Raw genomic sequence first — 15058 nt, 5'->3', positions numbered from 1 at the left:
AACAAAAACGCCGACGCAATGGCGTCGGCGTTTTCAGGCGCGGGGCTACGAACGGATCAGAACGCCGGCAGCACGGCACCACTGTATTTCTTGGCGATGAACGCTTTCACTTCCGGGCTGGTCAGGGCTTTGGCCAGTTTCTGGATAGCGTCGCTGTCCTTGTTGTCCGGGCGGGCAACCAGGAAGTTGACGTACGGGGAGTCGGCGCCTTCGATCACCAGCGCGTCCTTGGCCGGGTTCAGGCCAGCTTCCAGGGCATAGTTGGTGTTGATCATGTCCAGGTCAACCTGATCCAGCACACGCGGCAGCATGGCCGATTCCAGCTCGCGGAACTTCAGTTTCTTCGGGTTCTCGGCGATGTCTTTCGGGGTGGCCAGGGCGTTTTTCGGGTCTTTCAGGGTAATCAGGCCAGCCTTCTGCAACAGCAGCAGGGCGCGGCCGCTGTTGCTGCCTTCGTTAGGGATGGCAACGGTAGCGCCTTCTTTGAGCTCGCTCAGGTTCTTGACCTTCTTCGAGTAGCCACCGAACGGTTCGACGTGTACACCGACCACGGTTTCCAGGTGGGTGCCCTTGCCTTCGTTGAAGTTTTGCAGGTACGGCAGGGTCTGGAAGTAGTTGGCGTCCAGGCGTTTCTGGTCAACCTGCACGTTCGGCTGCACGTAGTCGGTGAAGACCTTGATCTGCAGGTCCACACCTTCTTTGGCGAGGGTCGGCTTGATCAGCTCGAGGATCTCGGCATGCGGCACCGGGGTGGCGGCAACCACCAGTTTCTCGGCGGCGTTGGCCAGGCCGGCGAACGACAGGGCAGCGGCCAGGGCGGTGGTCAGCAGGGTCTTCTTCATGGTGGTCCTTATTCTGAATCTGGGCCATCGGCGATGGCGAAGTCGTGTGCCCTGCCCCGTGTCGGGTGAGCGTGAAGCGGACAATACCGAGATTTCTTATGCCGCAACAATATCTTTTAATTCGCTGCTTATTCCAAAAACAAACTGCCATCACCGCCTTTGCTTATGAGCACTGTCTAGCGCGCAGGGTTGGCCAGGTCGAGGTCTTCCGGCTGGATCTCTTCGCTGTCATTCACCAGCAAGGCGAAGTGGATGACGTTCTCCAGCTCGCGGGTGTTGCCGGGCCAGGCATGGGCTTCCAGCACCTGCTGGGCGGCGTCGCTGATCAGCGGCACCGAGCGCTGCAGGCGGGCGGTGTAGATACCCACGAAGTACTCGGCCAGCGGCAGGATATCGCCACGTCGCTCGCGCAACGGCGGCAGCTCCAGCGCGCCCTCACGCAGGTACTGGTACAAGCGCTCATTGAACCTGCCGGCTTTCACCACCCGCGCCAGGTCGATGCTGGTCGCCGCCACCAGACGTACATCCACAGGCTGAGGCTGCTGCGCGCCGACGCGTGTCACTTCACGGTTTTCCAGCGCGGCCAGCAACTTGCCCTGAATCTCCAGCGGCAAGTCGGCAATCTCGTCCAGGTACAGCGTGCCGCCGTTGGCCGAGCCGAACCAGCCGGCGCGGCTGCTGGCAGTGCCGCCGTGGGTGCCGGCGCTGTAGCCGAACAACTCGGCGTCGGCGTAGGTCGGGCTGATGGCCGCGCAGTTGACCGAGACGAACAGCCCGGCGCGGTCACTGGCGCGGTGAATCTGCCGTGCCAGCAACTCCTTGCCGGTGCCGGTTTCGCCACGAATCAACACCGGCAAGGGCTGCGGCGCCAGGCGTTCGAGGTCTTCGCGCAGCTGTTGCGAGCGCGGGTCGATGAACACCAGGGCCTTGGCACGAATGCTCAGTGGGCTCTTGTCCAGCTCGGGAAAGGTCAGCAGCGGCTGGCCAAACGGGTTTTGAAAAGTCATGAAAAACTCCCGCCCCAGGCCTTCGGTGGCCGGGCGTCAGGCAAACGGTAATCAGTAGGCGATCAGGCGCGGCGCAGTGCACGTTGCTCCACCCGGCTCTGCAAGCGGTACAGGTAGGCGAAGCCTTGTTCCCAACGCTCGTGGCCGGACTTGACGTTGATGTGCCCGGCGTTGGTCAGCAAGCCCGCTTCGGCCCCCCAGGCCTGGGCCAGGTGCAGCGCGCGCGGCACGCTTACCGCCGGGTCGTTGTCGGAGCTGACCACCTGGCTTGGGAACGGCAACGCCTGCATCGGAATCGGCGCGAAGTTGCGCAGGGCTGGCGCGCAGGTCGGCCGCTCGACATCCGCCGGCGCCACCAGCAATGCGCCACGTACCTGACGCAGCAACGCCGGGCTGGCCTCGGCGGCCCAGTGGGCGACCGTGACGCAGCCCAGGCTGTGTGCGATGAGAATCACCGGCGAGCGTTCGGCGGCAATCGCCTGCTCCAGGGCCTGCACCCAATCGCGCCGCTGCGGGGTCAGCCAGTCGTGCTGCTCGACCCGGGCGCTGTTGGGCAGGGTGCGCTGCCAGTGACTCTGCCAATGGTTGTCTGGCGATCCTTGCCAGCCCGGCACAATCAGGTAACGAATCGACTCATTGCGCATGGGGACGCCTCCAGTAAGTTTGCGTGCTTGGAGACCAGTATAGGGAGGGAGTTATATTCGTAAAGGAATAAGAAGCTATTTGTTAATAACCTAAAGGAATTTTTGTTGGGGGGTGCGAAGCGATTGTTGCGAGGATGGGGGATGGCCACGGGGGGCCTGGCTTGGGGGGGCGGTGGGGCGCAGATCGAGCGCCGCCCGCGCGGCGCATCGCGAGCAACGCTCGCTCCTACGTTTGTTTCGGGCCAGTTATTCCTGGGGCAAACGCGCGCGACCGCCTTGTTTGTTCGACGCGATAACCCGCCATGCGCCAAGGCGGTCGCGCGCGCCTGTCACAGGCGTTACTGGCCAAAAACAAACGTAGGAGCGAGCGTTGCTCGCGATGCGCCGCGCGGGCGGCGCTCGATCTACCAGGCGCTAAACATTCACCGGCAAACACCTTGTAGCCCAATACCTATCCATCAGGCCCAAAAAAAAGGGCCAACCCCTGCCAAGAGATGTGGCCCATAAGCTCTCAAAGAGAGTCACTTGCCTGAAGAGGATTGCCGAATCAGCGCGCGGTGATCACCGCCAGTTTGCTGATCCCCGCACGTTCAATCGCCGCCATGGCCCGCGCCACTTCGCCGTAGTTCACGCCATCATCGGCCTGCAACTGCACACGGACTTCCGCGTCCTTGGCCTTGGCCGCCTTGAGGTTGGTCTCCAGCAGGTCCGGCTGGATCTCGTCCTTGTTGATGAACAACTTGCCAGCCCCGTCGATGCTCACCACCAGCGGGTCTTTCTGCTCCACCGGTGCCACCGCCTCGGTCTTGGGCAAGTTGATGGGGATGGCATTGGTCAGCAGCGGCGCAGTGACGATGAACACCACCAGCAGCACCAGCATGACGTCCACCAACGGCGTGACGTTGATTTCACTGAGGACTTCGTCGCTGTCCTGGGTCGAAAAGGCCATATCAGGACGCCTCCTTCACCGGCTGAGTGAAACCGGCCTGGGCTTTGTGCACGGCAGGGTGCACCAGTACCCGGAAGGCACTCTTCTGCGCCAGGCTGTAGAAGTCATGGGCGAAGTCGTCCAGGTCCGCTGCGGTCAGCTTGAGGCGGCGCAGGAAGTAGTTGTAAACCAGTACCGCTGGCACCGCGACGGCGATACCCACCCCCGTGGCCACCAGTGCCGCGCCGATCGGCCCGGCCACGGTCTCGAGGCTGGCGGAACCTGCCGCACTGATGCCCTTGAGCGCTTCCATGATGCCCCACACGGTGCCAAACAAGCCGATGAAGGGCGAGGTACTGCCGATACTGGCGACCACCGCCAGGCCGGTTTCCAGCGAACGGCGCTCGCGGACGATCTGCTGGCGCAGGGCGCGTTCGAGGCGGTCCTGGTGGTTGATGGCGTGGCTCAGGTCGTTGGCCTGGGTGGTATCGCCGACGGCAATAGCGGCATAACCGGACTGCGCAACGCGGGCGGCCGGGCCAGGCAGCTCATGGCTGATTTCGGCGGCCGAGTCCAGGCTGGAGGCTGCCCAGAATTGCTGGTGGAAGCGTTTGTCCTGGTTCTTCAGCCGCACAAACTGCACGACCTTGACCAGGGCCAGGCCCCAGGTGACGACAGAGAAACCAACCAGCAGCCAGATGACTGCGCTTTCAACGGATTCGAGGGGGGATGCCAACAGGCTCATGATGATGTCTTCCTATGTTCTGCTGATTCTGTGAAATGCGTTAGCGAAGCTTGAAGTCGATTGGCACGCTGACCCAGCCGGTCTGGGCCACGTCGCCTTGCTTGGCGGGGACGAAGCTCCAGCGCTTGACGGCGGCCAGCGCAGCGGCGTCCAAGGCATCGCGGCCACTGCTCTTCTGCACCTGGATCTGCCCCGGCTTGCCACTGGGCAACACCTCGACGCGCAACAGCACGGTGCCTTCCCAGCCGCGGCGCTGGGCCATCTGCGGGTACTCCGGCGCCGGGTTCTTGAGGTACGCGGCGTTGGCTGAAGCCGGTGTCACCGGCGCCGGCGCGGGTGGCGCAGGGGCTGGCGGTGCCGGGGCTGCAACGGGTGCCGGTGGCGGTGCCTCGACCGGTTTCGGCTGCGGCTTGGGCGCCTGCTTGACCACCGGTTTAGGGATCGGTTTTGGCTTCGGTTTGGGCTTGGCGGCCAGCTCGTCGACTACCGGTGGCGGCGGCGGTGGCTCGACTACCGGCGGCGCGGGTGCCGGGGGTGGCGGCTCGACCACGGGCGGCGCAGGGGCGGCGAACTCGATGGTCATGGGTGGCACCTGCGGCGGCACCACGGGGAGCTCAGGCGTCGGTGCCTGGCTGACCCAGTAGGCGGCGGCGCCGTGCAGCGCCAGTACCAGCAGCGCCAACGCCAGCTTGTCGCGGCGCTTGAGGCCGCTGGCAGGCGTGCGTTGCAGGCGCTGCTGGCCAAGCGGAAGACGAAGCGTGCGTCCAAGCTCGACCAGGTCGCCCGGTGCCGGGCGCCATGGCTGGTCGTAGGCTCTGACGGCCGTCTGGACATTACCCATTGATCAAACTCCTGGGGTCTCGATTCAGGTGTGTGGCTGAATCATCGGGGCCAGAGGCTTATCTCTTAAAGTAATGTTTAAAATTATGGTTAGAACTTAATTGAATATTGTTTTTGAGCGATCGTGTGAAGGCCACGGATTTCGCGGGCTGTGAGCTGGAGGGCGATTCGCGATGCTTTTTGGGCATGCAAAATATTCGCGTAAGGCATGAGATTGCTGCGAGGGCTGCGCCCTCGATTCGCAGCACAAGGCTGCTCCTACAGGGAATCGCGCTGCAGCATTGTGCGGCGAAGGGGTGGGAAGCAGCCTCAGCAATCCACCAGGCAATAAAAACCCGGGACAGAGCCCGGGTTCCATACGCTGGGGTAGCTTAGATATCCGCCACCTTCTGCCACACCTTCGGCCTGAAGAACAGCGTCTCGCCGCGCGCCAGGCCGGTCAGGCTGTCGTGGTCCTTGACCACTTCGGCCTCGATCAGCTCGCTCTGCCCTTCCACCTTCAAGGTCACCCGGGTGGTCGCGCCCAGCGGGCGGATATCGCGCACCTCGGCGGCATGGTGGCCTTCGGTTTCATGGCGCGACAGCGACACTTCATGCGGGCGGAACAGCACGTGGTGGCCTTCGCTCAAGGCCAGGCGGTTGGAGTCGCCGAGGAAGTGGTAGACGAAGTCGTTGGCCGGCTGCTCGTACACTTCACCCGGCGAGCCGATCTGCTCGATCACACCCTTGTTCATCACCACGATGCGGTCTGCGACTTCCATGGCCTCTTCCTGGTCATGGGTGACGAACACCGACGTCAGGTTGATGTCTTCGTGCAGGCGCGCCAGCCAGCGGCGCAGCTCTTTACGCACCTTGGCATCCAGGGCACCGAACGGCTCGTCGAGCAACAGCACCTTAGGCTCTACCGCCAAGGCGCGGGCCAGGGCGATACGCTGGCGCTGGCCACCGGAAAGCTGCTCGGGGTAGCGGTCGGAGAGCCAGTCGAGCTGGACCATGTTCAGCAGCTCATGCACCTTTTCGGCAATCTTGCTTTCGCTCGGGCGCTCGCCCTTTGGCTTCATGCGCAGGCCGAAGGCGACGTTGTCGAACACGCTCATGTGGCGGAACAACGCGTAGTGCTGGAACACGAAGCCGACGTTGCGATCACGCACGTCGTGGCCAGACACATCCTCGCCATGGAACACGATGCTGCCGTCATCCGGCGTTTCCAGGCCGGCAATGATGCGCAGCAGGGTGGTCTTGCCGCAGCCGGACGGGCCGAGCAAGGCCACCAGCTCACCGCTGTGGATATCCAGGTTGATGTTGTCCAGGGCCTGGAAGCTGTTGAAGCGCTTGCTGACATTACGAACTTCGATCGACATGAATTATTCCTCCGCAGCGCTATGGCGCAGGCGGTTAATACGGTTCTCGCTCCACTGCTTGAGCAGCAGGATGAAGAGCGCCAGGATCAGCAACAGGCTGGCCACGCTGAAGGCCGCGACGTGGTTGTACTCGTTGTAGAGGATCTCCACGTGCAGCGGCAAGGTGTTGGTAACGCCGCGGATATGGCCGGACACCACCGACACCGCGCCGAACTCACCCATCGCCCGCGCCGTACACAGCACCACGCCGTAGATCAGGCCCCATTTGATGTTGGGCAGGGTCACATGCCAGAACATCTGCCAGCCATTGGCGCCCAGCAGGCGCGCGGCCTCTTCTTCCTGGGTGCCCTGCTCTTGCATCAGCGGGATCAGTTCACGGGCAACGAATGGCACGGTAACGAAGATCGTCGCCAGGACGATGCCCGGCAGCGCGAACACAATCTGGATGTCATGGTCCTGCAGCCAGGGGCCGAACAGGCCCTGCGCGCCGAACATCAGCACGTAGACCAGGCCCGCGATCACCGGCGAGACCGAGAATGGCAGGTCGATCAGGGTCACCAGCACGCTCTTGCCACGGAAGGTGTACTTGCTCACGCACCACGCCGCGCTGACGCCAAACACCAGGTTCAGCGGCACCGAGATGGCCACGGCAAACAGGGTGAGCTTGAGCGCCGACAAGGCGTCGGGCTCGAAGATCGCCTCGAAGAAAGTGCCGAAACCGTTTTTCAGCGCCTGCGATACCACGATCACCAGCGGCAGCAGCAAGAACAGCGCGAACACTAGCCAGCCAAGGCCGATCAGGATGCGCCGCGAGGTGGCGCTGCCACGGCGGGCGGCATTGGCGGCGGCGGTAGCGCTCAGGGATGAACTAGACATAGCCGGCCTCCTTCAAGGGGTTTCGATGCGGCGCTGCAGCAGGTTGATCAGCAGCAGCAGGATGAAGGAAACCACCAGCATCAGCACGCCGATGGCAGTCGCGCCGGTGTAGTCGTATTGGTCGAGCTTGACCATGATCAGCAGCGGCAGGATCTCGGTCTTCATCGGCATGTTGCCGGCAATGAAGATCACCGAACCATACTCACCCACCCCACGGGCGAAGGCCAGGGCAAAGCCGGTCAGCCAGGCAGGCAGCAGTGCCGGAGCCAGGATGTGGCGGAACACCTGCAGCGGTTTTGCGCCCAGGCAGGCGGCGGCTTCTTCGACTTCACGCGGGATGTCGGCCAACACCGGCTGCACAGTGCGCACCACGAACGGCAGGGTCACGAAGGTCAGCGCCAAGGTGATGCCAAGCGGTGTGTAGGCGATCTTGAAGCCCAGGTCGGTGGCGAACTGGCCAACCCAGCCCGCCGGGGCGTACAGGGCCGTCAGGGCGATACCGGCCACGGCGGTAGGCAGGGCGAACGGCAGGTCGATCATCGCGTCGATGATCTTGCGCCCGGGGAAGGTGTAGCGCACCAGTACCCAGGCCAGCAGCGTACCGATTACACCGTTGATGATGGCGGCGAACAGGGCGGTGCCGAAACTCAGCTTGAGCGCGGCGATGACCCGCGGCGCGCTGATGATGTTCCAGAACTGCTCCCAGGTCAGCTGCGAGGCATGGATGAACATGGCCGCCAGCGGAATCAGCACAATCAGGCTGAGGTACACCAAGGTGTAACCCAGCGTCAGCCCGAAGCCGGGTATGACGGGGGAAATACGACGTGACATAAGTATCCCTGGTTGAACGCACGAAGCCCGGAATCAATCCCGGGCCAGTGCAGGCTTCTGAATCTTGGGGCTGCTGTGCAGCCCATTCGCGGCACAAGGCCGCTCCCACAGGGGAGCGCGGTTCCTTGTGGGAGCGGCCTTGTGCCGCGAATGGGCCGCACAGCGGCCCCGTTTTTCCATAACCGCTTACTGTGCCTGATAGATCTGGTCGAACACACCGCCATCATTGAAGAATTTGGGTTGTGCAGTCTTCCAGCCACCGAAGTCCTTGTCGATGGTGACCAGGTCCAGTTTCGGGAATTGCTTGCCAAATTCAGCAGCGACCTTCTCGTCACGTGGGCGGTAGAAGTTCTCGGCGGCGATCTTCTGGCCAGCCGGGCTGTACAGGTGCTTGAGGTATTCGGTGGCAATCGCAGTATTGCCCTTCTTCTCGGCGTTCTTGTCGACCACGGCCACCGGTGGCTCGGCCAGGATCGACAGCGACGGCACGACGATTTCGAACTTGTCTGCGCCACCGTCTTCCTTCAGCGCCAGGAAGGCTTCGTTTTCCCAGGCCAGCAGGACGTCGCCCTGGCCGTTGTTGACGAAGGTGATGGTCGAGCCACGGGCGCCGGTATCGAGCACCGGCACGTGCTTGAACAGCTCCTGCACGTAAGCCTTGGCCTTGTCTTCGCTACCGCCGGTCTTCAGGCCATAGGCCCAGGCGGCGAGGAAGTTCCAGCGGGCGCCGCCAGAGGTTTTCGGGTTCGGGGTGATGACCGAGACGTCTTTCTTGATCAGGTCGCCCCAGTCCTTGATGCCTTTCGGGTTGCCCTTGCGCACCAGGAACACGATGGTCGAGGTGTACGGGGTACTGGCGTCCGGCAGGCGGGTCTGCCAGTTGTCCGGCAGGGTCTTGCCGAGCTTGGCGATTTCGTCGATGTCGCCGGCCAGGGCCAGGGTCACCACGTCGGCACGCAGGCCATCGATCACGGCGCGGCCCTGTTTACCCGAGCCACCGTGGGATTGCTGGATCTTCACCTTGTCGTCCGGGTGGGACTGCTGCCAGTGCTTGATGAATTCGGCGTTGTACTGTTGGTACAACTCACGGGTCGGGTCATAGGACACGTTCAGCAGTTCGTAGTCCTTGGCGATTGCGGAACCGGCAAAAACAGCACTGGCCAGGGCGGCGAGCGCATAACGGCGGATGGACATGGTGAAGCTCCCGATTGGCATTTTTCTAGTTTTAGAGGTGTGGCGCGATCAGCCGGTCTTGTTGCCGGGCTGTTGCAGGCGGAACTTCTCCTTGCGCTCGATCTGGACGACCTGAGCGTTGTGCACGGTAATCTCCACCGCACCGAAACGCAGATCGCGCAGGGCGCTCTGGATCTCACGCAGAATGGTGGCTTCGTCCTGACCGTCGATGCTACGCAGAGATGCACTCATGCTCGTTCTCCTTGGAGTGAGGGTGCCGGGCAGAGGTTTGAAGGGGATTTGCGCCTGGCTTGAGGGCAATAGTAGTGAGGCGGGGATATTCTTAAAAATACTGTTTAAGAATGTTTATATAACCATTTTCACAAGCCTCACATTTCCCCTGTAGGAGCAGCCTTGTGCTGCGAAGAGGCCGGTACATTCACCCTCAAACACGGATGGCTGTACCGGCCTCTTCGCAGCACAAGGCTGCTCCTACAACGGAAGGTGTTGTCAGGATGATTGTTTTTCTGGCTCGCGGATTTTGTACCAGGCCACATACAGCGCCGGCAAAAACAGCAGCGTCAGCAAGGTGGCCACGATGATCCCGCCAATCATGGCGTAGGCCATCGGCCCCCAGAACACCTCGCGGGCAATCGGGATCATGCCCAAGCTGGCCGCGGCCGCCGTCAGCAAGATCGGCCGCCGCCGGTGGTTGGTGGCCTCCACCACCGCATCCCACGGTGACAACCCCTGCGCCTCGAACTCATCGATCTGGGTCACCAGGATCACCGAGTTACGAATGATGATACCGGCCAGGGCCAGAATCCCGAGAATGGCCACAAAGCCCATCGGCGTACCCGTAGGCACCAACGCCAGCACCACCCCGATCAAGCCCAACGGCGCCACGCTGACCACCAGGAACAGCTTCTGCACGCTGTGCAGCTGGATCATCAGGAAGGTCGCCATGAGGAACAGCATCAACGGAATGACCTTGCGGATCGGCCCTTGCGCCTTGGCGCTCTCCTCCACCGTACCGCCGGTCGCCACCTCGAAGCCGACCGGCAGTTTGCTGGCGAACTCGTCGATCTTGGGCTTGAGCTGAGCCACCAGGTCGGTGGGCTGGATGTCACCATTGACCGACGCCTTGATGGTGATGGTCGGCTTGCGATCACGCCGCCAGACCAACGGCTGTTCCAGCTCGTAACGCACCGTGGCGAAGGACAGCAGCGGAATCGAGGTGCCATTGGGGGTCAGGATCTGCAGGTTCTGCAAGGTATCGGGCGAGCCACGCTCGCTGTCTTCGGCGCGGGCAACCACGTTGACCAGGTAGATGTTGTCGTTGACCTGGGTAATCGGCACGCCGGTGACGATGCTGTTCATCACGTTGGCCACGTCTTCGGACGACAGCCCCAGCTGACGCGCTTTGTCTTGGGCAATCTCGATGCGCAGCACTTTGCCCGGCTCGTTCCAGTCGTAGATCATCTCGCCGATGTGCTCGTTGGCATCGAGCAAGGTGGCGAGCTCGATGGCGTGCTTGCGCACCTGGTCGATGTCCTGGCCGCTGACCCGGTACTGGATCGGCCGGCCCACCGGCGGGCCCATCTCCAGCGATTGCACGTTGGTGCCGATGCCGACGAACTCTTCACGCAGCAGTTTCTGCAGGCGATCCATCATGCCCTGGCGCTCTTCGAAGCCTTTGCTGACGATCACCAACTGCGCGTAGTAGGGGTTCTGCAATTGTTGGTCGAGGGGCAGGTAGAAGCGAATCGCGCCCTGGCCAATGTAGGTGCTCCAGCGCACCAGGTCCGGGTCGTCCTTGATCCTGGCCTCCAGCCGGTCGACGACTTTACGGGTCTCTTCGATCGAGGCGTTTTGCGGCAGGTTGAGGTCGACCAGGATTTCGGGGCGGTCGGATGATGGGAAGAACTGGTTCTGCACGAAGCGCTCGCAGAATATCGCCAGCGCGAACAGCAGCACGGTGCCAATGATGGTCAGCCAGCGGTTGCGCATGCACCACAGCAGGCCGCCCTCGAATGCCCGGCCCACGCGCCCGGGTTCGGCCTCGTGGGCTTTGACCTTGCTGCTGAGGATATGCACGCCCAGCACCGGGGCGAAGAACACCGCCACCACCCACGACACGATCAACGCCACGGCGATCACCGCGAACAGTGTGTAGGTGTACTCACCTGCCGAACTGGCGTTGAGCCCGATCGGCACGAAGCCGGCCACCGTCACCAGGGTACCGGTCAGCATCGGGAACGCCGTCGAGGTGTAGGCAAAGGTCGCGGCCTGCTCTTTGCTCTCGCCCATTTCCAGGCGTGTGACCATCACCTCCACGGTGATCATCGCATCGTCCACCAGCAGGCCCAGGGCGATGATCAAGGCGCCCAGCGAGATCCGTTGCATGGTGATGCCGCTGTACTCCATGAACACGAAGACCATGGCCAGCACCAGCGGGATCGAGCAGGCCACCACCAGCCCGGCGCGCACGCCGAGGCTGACGAAGCTCACCGCCAGCACGATCACCACGGCCTCGAAGAGTGCGCTGGTAAAGCCACCCACCGCCTGTTTGACCACCACGGCCTGGTCGGACACGGTGTGCACACCCACCCCCACCGGCAAGTCGGCGATCACGCTGTCCATCTTCTTCTTCAGCGCGGCGCCGAACACCTGGATGTTACCGCCCGCCTTCATGCCGATGGCCAGGCCAATGGCGGTCTGGCCGTTGTAGCGGAACATCGGTGACGGCGGGTCGACGTAGCCGCGCTCGATATCGGCAATGTCGGCAAGGCGGAAGAAGCGGTCATTGATCCTCAGGTTGACCGTTTCCAGGTCCTTTTCAGAGGCGAACTGGCCGGTGGTGCGCACCGAAATACGTTCGGGGCCCGCCTCGATCACCCCTGCCGGGGTCACCGCGTTCTGCGATTGCAGCGCCTGCATGACCTGGCGCTGGTCGATACCCAAGGCTGCCAGTTTGCGGGTGGAGAAGTTCAGGTACAGCACTTCGTCCTGGGTGCCGACCAGCTCGATCTTGCCGATGTTGGGCACTTCGCGCACTTCGGCGCGGGCCTGCTCCACGTAGTCCCGCAGTTGCCGCAAGGTCAGGCCATCGGAGGTGAAGGCGTAGATCGAACCGAACACATCACCGAATTCATCGTTGAACGCCGGGCCCTGGATGCCCTCGGGGAACTGGCCGCGGATGTCCTGGATCTTCTTGCGCACCTGGTACCAGATGTCCGGGATGTCCTTGGCCTTGGTGGTGTCGCGCAGGTACACGTAGACCGTTGACTCGCCCGGGCGGGTGTAGCTTTTGGTGTAGTCGAGCGAGTCCAGTTCTTCGAGCTTCTTCTCGATGCGGTCGGTGACCTGGTACAGGGTTTCGTCCTGGGTCGCACCGGGCCAGCGGGTCTGGATGACCATGGTCTTGATGGTGAACGACGGGTCTTCCTCACGGCCCAGGTTGAAGTAGGAAAAAATCCCCATCAGCAAGCCGACGAACATCAGGTACCAGACGAACGATTGATGCTTGAGCGCCCATTCGGACAGGTTGAAGCTTCCTTTCATTGCGCATCCTCGTCGAAGGTGACCTTCTGGCCAGGCTTGAGGCTGTTGACGCCGGCAGTCACCACGCGCTCGCCTGGCTGTACGCCGGAGGCGATGACGATGTGTTCGCGGGTGCGGTCGATCAAGGCGACATCCCGGGTCGCCACGGTTTTCTGCTGCGTGTCGATCACCCACACCTGGGTCTTGCCGTCACGCTCGAGCAAGGCGCTCAGGGGCAGCTCACTGCGCGGCGTGACCGCAGAGCTCAGGCTCACGCTGATCGCGGTGCCAAGGTGGAAGGCGGCCGGTGTGCTGGCCAGGGTCAGGCGTGCACGCCGGGTGCGCGTGGTGGCGTCGGCTTGCGGTTCCAGCTCGCGCAACGAGGCCGTGGTGTTGATGCTGGGGTCGAGCTGCGAGGCCACGGTGAAGGTGAGGCCCTTGTCGAGTTGCTCGCCCACGCCGATCGGCAGGTCGATCACGGCTTCCTTGACGTCTGGCCGGGCCAGGGTCACGACAGCCTGGCCCGCCGTTACCGTTTGCCCAGCTTCGGCCTGCCAGGCAGTGATCACCGCCGCGTGGTCGGTGCGCAGGGTGCTGTAATCAAGCTGGTCACGCGCCTGGCTAACCGCCGAGCGTGCCTGCTCCAGCGCCGCACCGGTGGTTTTCAGGTTGGTCTGGGCAATGTCCAGCTGGGCCTGGGCGCCGACACCGCGGTCGTACAGCTGCTGCTGACGGCGCGCATCGGCCTGGGCGTTTATCCACTGCGCCTGGACCTTGGCCAAGTCGCCTTCGGCGGCACGCAACTGGTTCTGCTGGTCGGTGGGGTCGAGGGTAGCCAGTGTGTCCCCAGGCTTCACCTGCGCCCCCACATCAAGCCAACGCCGGGCAATACGCCCGGACACGCGAAAGCCCAAGGTGCTCTCGAAGCGCGCCTGAATGCTGCCGGCAAAGCGCCCAAGTTGCGCTTGCACCTGCGGTTCGACCTTCACCGAAAGCACCGGCCGAACGGGCTCGACCGCTTCTTCCTCAGAGCTGCAAGCAACCAGCAACAGCCCGACCGGGAGCAATAACAGCAAGCGCTTCATGGCGCATCCCCCGCAGCCTTTTCATCGATTTTTTCCACCTGCATGCCGGGGTGCAGCAACTGCCCGCCATTGACCACCACGGTCTCGCCGCCTTTGAGGCCGTTGGCGACCACGACCTTGCCGGTGAGGTAGCGCGCTACTTCAACCTTGCGCAGTTCGACCTTGTCGCCCTCGCCCACCACCCAGACGGCAGGCTCATGCAAGGCCTTGGTCAAGGCCGACCAGGGCAGCTCGATGCTGGAACGCCCCTGGGTATTGGCAGTGGCCGTCACCGGTGAGCCCAGCTGCATCCCGGGCGGCACGTTGCGCAGGCCGACCTTGACCTGCACCGTGCCACTTTGGGCTGAAACGGTTGGCGTCACTTCGCGAACGAAGCCTTGCGCCTGGACGTTGGGGTCATCGAGCAGCTTCACAATCACCCCCTCATCGCTTGGCGGTGCCACCAGCAACGATTCATACACGTTGAACACTGCATCACGGTCGCCATCGCGGGCGAAGCCGAAGATCGGCATGGTGGCCTGCACCACTTGGCCGACCTCGGCCTGGCGCTCGGTGATCACGCCGGCGGCTTCGGACACCAGCGCGGTGTAGCTCAGCTGTTCATTGGCATTGGCCAGCTGCGCCTGGGCGGCCTTGAGCGCGCTCTGGTTGCTGCGCAGCGCGGCTTCGGCGGAGTCGTACTCGCTCTGGCTGGTATAGCCTTTGGGCAGCAGCTTTTGCTGACGCACGAAAGCCGCGGCCGTCTGCGTCACGCGCGCTTGGGCGGCGAACACCTCGGCCTTGGCCGAGTCGACGTTGTTCTGCAGGTCTTTCGGGTCTAGCCGTGCCAGTACCTGGTTGGCCTTGACGTGATCGCCCACATCGACGCTGCGCGAAATAATCTTGCCGCCCACACGGAACGACAAGTCGGTTTGCACCCGCGCTTGTACGTCGCCGGTCAGGGTCACCCTGGCAGCGAAATCGGTAGGCTGGACCTGTTGCACACCGACCCGAGGCAGCGTCTCGGGGGTTTCTTCCTTGCTACAGCCGGTGAGCATGTACAGCACACTCAGGCCTGCCAGCACCAGTGGACGCGTCACCCTCATGCAGGCTCCTAGCTTGCGCACAAATGATTTGTGAGATGCGACTGTCAGCGTAGTTCAGGGTTCAGCAAACATCACTGATGGAGATCACTCGAGTATTT

The 15058-nt window shown here is 62.9% G+C and carries 14 protein-coding genes; all 14 read right to left on the bottom strand.

Annotation, left to right across the window (positions count from 1 at the left end):
• Positions 1-56: 56 nt before the first annotated feature.
• The 14 genes from GIB19_RS00070 to GIB19_RS00005 all read right to left on the bottom strand — a co-directional run bounded on the left by GIB19_RS00070 (position 57) and on the right by GIB19_RS00005 (position 14960).
• Positions 57-842, bottom strand: a complete 786-nt coding sequence (locus tag GIB19_RS00070; RefSeq protein WP_099430729.1) for a MetQ/NlpA family ABC transporter substrate-binding protein — start codon at positions 840-842, stop codon at positions 57-59.
• 176 nt (positions 843-1018) lie between these two features.
• Positions 1019-1849, bottom strand: coding sequence for a sigma 54-interacting transcriptional regulator (locus GIB19_RS00065; protein ID WP_085272209.1), 831 nt, complete (start codon positions 1847-1849; stop codon positions 1019-1021).
• 62 nt (positions 1850-1911) lie between these two features.
• A complete protein-coding gene (locus GIB19_RS00060; RefSeq protein ID WP_027592268.1) occupies positions 1912-2493 on the bottom strand; it encodes an alpha/beta hydrolase in 582 nt (193 codons plus the stop codon).
• A 547-nt stretch (positions 2494-3040) separates the two neighbouring features.
• Positions 3041-3442, bottom strand: a complete 402-nt coding sequence (locus GIB19_RS00055; protein WP_027592267.1) for an ExbD/TolR family protein — start codon at positions 3440-3442, stop codon at positions 3041-3043.
• 1 nt (position 3443) lies between these two features.
• A complete protein-coding gene (locus GIB19_RS00050; protein ID WP_099430730.1) occupies positions 3444-4166 on the bottom strand; it encodes a MotA/TolQ/ExbB proton channel family protein in 723 nt (240 codons plus the stop codon).
• Between the two features lie 40 nt (positions 4167-4206).
• Entirely contained in the window at positions 4207-5007 is an 801-nt protein-coding gene (locus tag GIB19_RS00045) for an energy transducer TonB (protein ID WP_099430731.1), read from the bottom strand.
• A gap of 370 nt (positions 5008-5377) precedes the next feature.
• The gene (locus tag GIB19_RS00040; RefSeq protein ID WP_027592264.1) at positions 5378-6367 is read right to left on the bottom strand and encodes a sulfate/molybdate ABC transporter ATP-binding protein; all 990 of its coding nucleotides are present in this window, start codon (positions 6365-6367) and stop codon (positions 5378-5380) included.
• Positions 6368-6370: 3 nt separating this feature from the next.
• The gene (gene cysW / locus GIB19_RS00035; RefSeq protein ID WP_027592263.1) at positions 6371-7243 is read right to left on the bottom strand and encodes a sulfate ABC transporter permease subunit CysW; all 873 of its coding nucleotides are present in this window, start codon (positions 7241-7243) and stop codon (positions 6371-6373) included.
• Between the two features lie 12 nt (positions 7244-7255).
• A complete protein-coding gene (gene cysT, locus GIB19_RS00030; RefSeq protein ID WP_012274724.1) occupies positions 7256-8074 on the bottom strand; it encodes a sulfate ABC transporter permease subunit CysT in 819 nt (272 codons plus the stop codon).
• A 186-nt stretch (positions 8075-8260) separates the two neighbouring features.
• Positions 8261-9268, bottom strand: coding sequence for a sulfate ABC transporter substrate-binding protein (locus GIB19_RS00025; RefSeq protein ID WP_033702118.1), 1008 nt, complete (start codon positions 9266-9268; stop codon positions 8261-8263).
• Positions 9269-9316: 48 nt separating this feature from the next.
• The gene (gene oscA, locus GIB19_RS00020) at positions 9317-9499 is read right to left on the bottom strand and encodes a sulfur starvation response protein OscA (RefSeq protein ID WP_003258557.1); all 183 of its coding nucleotides are present in this window, start codon (positions 9497-9499) and stop codon (positions 9317-9319) included.
• Positions 9500-9757: 258 nt separating this feature from the next.
• Positions 9758-12811, bottom strand: coding sequence for an efflux RND transporter permease subunit (locus GIB19_RS00015; RefSeq protein WP_099430732.1), 3054 nt, complete (start codon positions 12809-12811; stop codon positions 9758-9760).
• Complete coding sequence (locus tag GIB19_RS00010; protein WP_085272205.1) at positions 12808-13875, bottom strand: efflux RND transporter periplasmic adaptor subunit; 1068 nt, start codon at positions 13873-13875, stop codon at positions 12808-12810. Before GIB19_RS00010 ends, GIB19_RS00015 begins: the two co-directional genes overlap by 4 nt.
• Positions 13872-14960, bottom strand: a complete 1089-nt coding sequence (locus tag GIB19_RS00005; RefSeq protein WP_027592259.1) for an efflux RND transporter periplasmic adaptor subunit — start codon at positions 14958-14960, stop codon at positions 13872-13874. Before GIB19_RS00005 ends, GIB19_RS00010 begins: the two co-directional genes overlap by 4 nt.
• Between the last annotated feature and the right edge of the window lie 98 nt (positions 14961-15058).

The organism is Pseudomonas sp. ITEM 17296 (assembly GCF_028895205.1).
Taxonomy (GTDB): domain Bacteria; phylum Pseudomonadota; class Gammaproteobacteria; order Pseudomonadales; family Pseudomonadaceae; genus Aquipseudomonas; species Aquipseudomonas kermanshahensis.
Note: the sequence above shows the minus strand (reverse complement) of the source record. Positions and strands in the feature narration are given on the sequence as shown.

Bases quoted from the DNA above. Each gene is read 5' to 3' on its own strand.
- GIB19_RS00055 (WP_027592267.1), bottom strand. From the start codon at position 3,442: ATGGCCTTTTCGACCCAGGACAGCGACGAAGTCCTCAGTGAAATCAAC.
- oscA (WP_003258557.1), bottom strand. From the start codon at position 9,499: ATGAGTGCATCTCTGCGTAGCATCGACGGTCAGGACGAAGCCACCATT.
- GIB19_RS00045 (WP_099430731.1), bottom strand. From the start codon at position 5,007: ATGGGTAATGTCCAGACGGCCGTCAGAGCCTACGACCAGCCATGGCGC.
- GIB19_RS00005 (WP_027592259.1), bottom strand. From the start codon at position 14,960: ATGAGGGTGACGCGTCCACTGGTGCTGGCAGGCCTGAGTGTGCTGTAC.
- cysW (WP_027592263.1), bottom strand. From the start codon at position 7,243: ATGTCTAGTTCATCCCTGAGCGCTACCGCCGCCGCCAATGCCGCCCGC.
- cysT (WP_012274724.1), bottom strand. From the start codon at position 8,074: ATGTCACGTCGTATTTCCCCCGTCATACCCGGCTTCGGGCTGACGCTG.
- GIB19_RS00040 (WP_027592264.1), bottom strand. From the start codon at position 6,367: ATGTCGATCGAAGTTCGTAATGTCAGCAAGCGCTTCAACAGCTTCCAG.
- GIB19_RS00050 (WP_099430730.1), bottom strand. From the start codon at position 4,166: ATGAGCCTGTTGGCATCCCCCCTCGAATCCGTTGAAAGCGCAGTCATC.
- GIB19_RS00015 (WP_099430732.1), bottom strand. From the start codon at position 12,811: ATGAAAGGAAGCTTCAACCTGTCCGAATGGGCGCTCAAGCATCAATCG.
- GIB19_RS00065 (WP_085272209.1), bottom strand. From the start codon at position 1,849: ATGACTTTTCAAAACCCGTTTGGCCAGCCGCTGCTGACCTTTCCCGAG.
- GIB19_RS00025 (WP_033702118.1), bottom strand. From the start codon at position 9,268: ATGTCCATCCGCCGTTATGCGCTCGCCGCCCTGGCCAGTGCTGTTTTT.
- GIB19_RS00070 (WP_099430729.1), bottom strand. From the start codon at position 842: ATGAAGAAGACCCTGCTGACCACCGCCCTGGCCGCTGCCCTGTCGTTC.
- GIB19_RS00010 (WP_085272205.1), bottom strand. From the start codon at position 13,875: ATGAAGCGCTTGCTGTTATTGCTCCCGGTCGGGCTGTTGCTGGTTGCT.
- GIB19_RS00060 (WP_027592268.1), bottom strand. From the start codon at position 2,493: ATGCGCAATGAGTCGATTCGTTACCTGATTGTGCCGGGCTGGCAAGGA.